Source organism: Streptomyces sp. CLV115 (assembly GCF_038448545.1).
Lineage (GTDB): Bacteria > Actinomycetota > Actinomycetes > Streptomycetales > Streptomycetaceae > Streptomyces > Streptomyces sanglieri.
The window spans coordinates 1-440 of sequence record NZ_JBCEWQ010000444.1 but is presented as its reverse complement, the minus strand read 5'-3'; the positions used below and the strand labels follow the sequence as shown (position 1 = coordinate 440).

General features: G+C 75.7%; 1 pseudogene. It reads left to right on the top strand.

Features of this window, described 5'->3' with window-relative positions:
* Window positions 1-440 (top strand): annotated as a pseudogene (locus tag AADR41_RS42570) (TraR/DksA family transcriptional regulator); the annotation flags it as partial.

Genomic DNA, 440 nt, shown 5'->3' with positions numbered 1-440 from the left:
GAAGAGCGCAGCCAAGAAGGCTTCGAAGAAGGCCGCCGACGCGGCCGAGGGGGGCGGCCGAGGCCGCCGGGAAGACGGGAGCCCACACGGTGGTAGCCAAGAAGAGCGCGGCCCGGACCCGCACGGCCGGCACGGGCGCCGCGCCCGTGCCCCCGGCCCGCGGGGTCGCCGCTACAGCCCCCGGCGAGCTGGCGGTCAGGCCGGGCGAGGATCCCTGCACCCCGGACGAGGTCGCCGAGGCGCGGACCGAGCTGAGCAGCGAGGCCATGCGGCTGCGCAGTGAACTGGAGGCCGCGAGCGGCGCGCTCGCCGGGCTGATGCGCGACTCCGGCGACGGCGCGGGTGACGACGAGGCGGACACCGGCACCAAGAACATCACCCGCGAGCACGACATGTCGCTCGCCGCCAACGCCCAGGAGATGCTGGAGCAGACCGAGCGG